The organism is Paenibacillus sp. A3 (assembly GCF_001399685.1).
GTDB lineage: Bacteria > Bacillota > Bacilli > Paenibacillales > NBRC-103111 > Paenibacillus_G.
The window spans coordinates 1-3802 of sequence record NZ_JTHN01000319.1 but is presented as its reverse complement, the minus strand read 5'-3'; the positions used below and the strand labels follow the sequence as shown (position 1 = coordinate 3802).

Genomic DNA, 3802 nt, shown 5'->3' with positions numbered 1-3802 from the left:
TTCGAGCTTCTACGACGAGTCCCTGGACAAGCTGCCGGAAGCGGGGAACGTGCCGATCGGCAAGGCGTGGCTGAACGCCCGTTTCTACATCGTGGATGCGAAGTTGAATCCGGTACCGGTGGGGGTATTGGGCGAGCTGTGCATCGGTGGCCCGGGCGTGGCCCGGGGGTATTTGAACCGCCCGGAACTGAACGAAGAGAAGTTTGTGGAAAGCCCATTCGTCCCCGGAGAGCGGCTGTACCGCACGGGCGATTTGGCGCGCTGGATGGAAGACGGCAACGTGGATTTCATCGGCCGGATCGACTATCAGGTGAAGATTCGCGGCTACCGGATCGAACTGGGCGAGATTGAGTCGGCGATGCTTCGTTTCGCGGGGGTTCGTCAAGCTGTTGTGACGGATTGGACCGATGAACGAAGCCAAAAATATTTGTGCGGCTACGCGGTTGCGGAGCAAGAGCTCAATCTGGACGAGCTGCAATCGTATTTGGATCAAACGCTACCGTCGCATATGGTTCCGGCGCGTCTGGTGCGACTGGAGCAGCTGCCGCTTACGCCTAACGGCAAGGTGGACCGCAAAGCGCTGCCCGAACCGGAAGGAAACGTTCAAGCCGGAGCGAAATATGCGGCGCCCCGTACGGCGGCGGAGCTGGCGCTGGCTTCGGTATGGCAAGCCGTTCTGGGCGTAGACAGGGTTGGGATATTGGATAACTTCTTTGCGCTCGGAGGCGACTCGATCAAAGCGCTGCAGGTTTCGTCGAGACTGCTTCAGACCGGCTATAAGATGGTGATGCGGGATTTGTTTCATCATCCGACCATAGCGGCGCTCAGTCCGCATCTTCAAACGGCCGGCAAAATCGCGAGCCAGGAAGAAGTGACGGGCGATGTGGCGCTCACGCCGATTCAGCGGTGGTTCTTCGAGCAAAATCCGGCGGAGCTGCATCACAGTAACCAATCCTTTATGCAGTACCGCAAGCAGGGATTCGACGAAGCGGCGCTGCGCCAGACGATCAATAAGATCGTCGAGCATCACGACGCGCTGCGTACGGTATACCGCAAAACCGAAAACGGCGGCTACGCGGCCTGGAACCGGGGGATCGACGAAGGCGAGCTGTACAGCTTGGAAGTCGTGGACTTGACCGGCACCGAGGACTGCGCCGCAGTGATTGAAGCGAAGGCGAACGAAATTCAAGGCAGCATCGACCTTGAGAACGGGCCTTTGGTGAAGCTGGGGCTGTTCCGCTGCGCGGACGGCGACCATCTGCTGATCGCCATTCACCATCTGGTCGTTGATGGCGTGTCCTGGCGCATTTTGTTCGAGGACATTGCCACGGGCTACGAACAGACTCTGAACGGACAAGCGATCCGGCTTCCGAATAAAACGGATTCGTTCCGGACGTGGGCCGAGCAATTGTCCCTCTATGCCAATAGTCCGGCAATGCAGCCCGAACGGGCGTACTGGCGGCAGGTCGAACAAGTCGAGTATGTTCCGTTGCCGAAGGATTACGAGCAGGGCAAATCGCTGCTTCAAGACAGCGATGTTGTGACCGTAAGATGGACGGCGCCGGAAACGGAACAGCTCTTGAAGCAGGCGCACCGTGCCTACAATACGGAAATGAACGATCTGCTGCTTACCGCGCTGGGCATGGCCGTGCGCCAGTGGACCGGGCTGGACCGGGTGCTTGTGAATCTGGAAGGCCACGGGCGGGAAGACATCGTGAAGGATGTCGACATTACGCGCACGGTGGGGTGGTTCACGAGCCAATTTCCGATCGTGCTGGAGACAGGCCAAGACCATGCCGTTTCGCAGCAGATCAAGCAGGTCAAAGAAGGGCTGCGCCGCATTCCGAACAAGGGAATCGGCTACGGTATCCTGAGGTACTTGTCTGCTTCGCATGAGGGTGAGCGCTTTGTCCTGGAGCCGGAAATCAGCTTTAACTATTTGGGGCAATTCGACCAGGACTATGACAGCAGCGGAATGAAGCCTTCTCCGCGCTTCACTGGATCGGACGTCAGCAGGAACGCGACGATGGACTTTGCGCTGGACATGAACGGCATGATTTCGGAAGGCGCTTTGGAATTGACCATCCGGTACGGCACGACCCAGTACCGCCGGGAAACGGTGGAGCGGCTGGGCGCACTGCTTCAATCGAGTTTGCGGGAAGTGATTGCGCACTGCCTGGGGAAAGAGCGGCCGGAGCTGACGCCAAGCGACGTCCTGCTGAAAGGTCTGACCGTGGAGGAGCTCGAACAGCTGGCGGAGCGTACCGGCGCGATGGGCGAACTGGAAAATGTGTATACGCTGACCCCGATGCAGAAAGGGATGCTATTCCACAACCTGATGGATTCCGAATCAGGAGCGTATTTCGAGCAGATAACGTTCGATTTGCAGGGAAGCTTCGACGTTGGTGCTTTCTCCAGAAGCTTGGACTTGCTGGTACAGCGGCACGAGGCGCTGCGGACTAATTTTATAAGCGGCTGGAAGGACGAGCCGGTACAGGTGGTATTCCGCAAGCGGAGCTGCGAGGTGTATTACGATGATGTGAGTGGACTGCCGGAGGCGGATCGCCAGAAATATATCGCCGATTTCTCAGGCTTGGACAAGGCCAAAGGGTTTGATCTTGCGCAAGATTTGCTCATACGGGTGTCGATTCTGCGCACCGGGGAACAAGCCTATCATTTCATCTGGAGCCAGCATCATATTCTGACGGATGGCTGGTGCATGTTCTCCATGCTCAAGGAAGTGTTCGACAGCTACTTTGCGTTCCAGGAACAAAGGCAGCCCGAGCTGGCTCCGGTGACGCCTTTTGCCCATTTTATCGAGTGGCTGGAGAAGCAGGACATGAATGCGGCATCGAGTTATTGGACCAATTATTTGGCCGGCTACGAGCAACAGACGCTGCTGCCCCAAGAGAAATCGCGGCACAAGCAGGAAGGCTATATTCCGATCGAAATGGATTTTGAGCTCAGCCAGGAGCTGAGCGAGCGGGTCGAACGTGTGGCCAGACAAAACCAGGTAACGGTCAGCACGCTTGTTCAAACGGTATGGGGCCTCATGCTGCAAACGTACAACAATAGCAAGGATGTCGTCTTCGGCTGCGTCGTGTCGGGCCGTCCGGCAGACATTTCGGGCGTGGAAAGCATGATCGGTCTGTTCATCAATACGATTCCGGTGCGCATTCAGAGCATGGCAGGGGAATCGTTTGCGGATGTGATGCGAAGAACGCAGGAGCAAGCGCTGGCTTCGGGCGCCTACGATACTTATCCGCTGTATGAGATTCAGGCGCTGAGCGAGCAGAAGCGGGAATTGATCAACCATATCATGGTATTCGAAAATTATCCGGCCGAGCAGCGGATCGAGCAACTGGTCGGCGGGGGCAAAAAAGCGCTGGCCATCTCCAATATCCAGGCGCCGGAGCAAACGAACTATGATTTTGACGTGACCGTCATCCCGGACGAACGGATTCTCCTTCGGTTCAGCTACAATGCGTTGACGTTCAACGAAGTGGGCGTCCGTCGAATTTTCGGTCACTTCGCCCGAATGATGGAGCAAGTTGCGGCCAATCCGAACATCGGCGTGAGCGAACTGGGGCTGCTTACCGACTCGGAGAGAGAGCAGATTATGGAAGGATTCAACCCGGCGATGCCTGAGCTGCCGCCGGAAAAGACGTTCCACCGGTTGTTCGAAGAGCAGGCGGCGCGCACCCCGGAAGCGACGGCGGTCATGTACGAGGACAAGCAGTTGACATACGGGAAGCTGAACAAGCAAGCGAACCGACTGGCTTGCACGCTGCGCGAGGGCGGC

At 57.4% G+C, this 3802-nt stretch carries 1 protein-coding gene; it reads left to right on the top strand.

The window, feature by feature from the left end; all coding sequences use genetic code 11:
- Positions 1-3802, top strand: a 3802-nt coding sequence (locus QJ48_RS33920) for a condensation domain-containing protein (RefSeq protein ID WP_157261846.1), incomplete at both ends; no start/stop codon positions are given.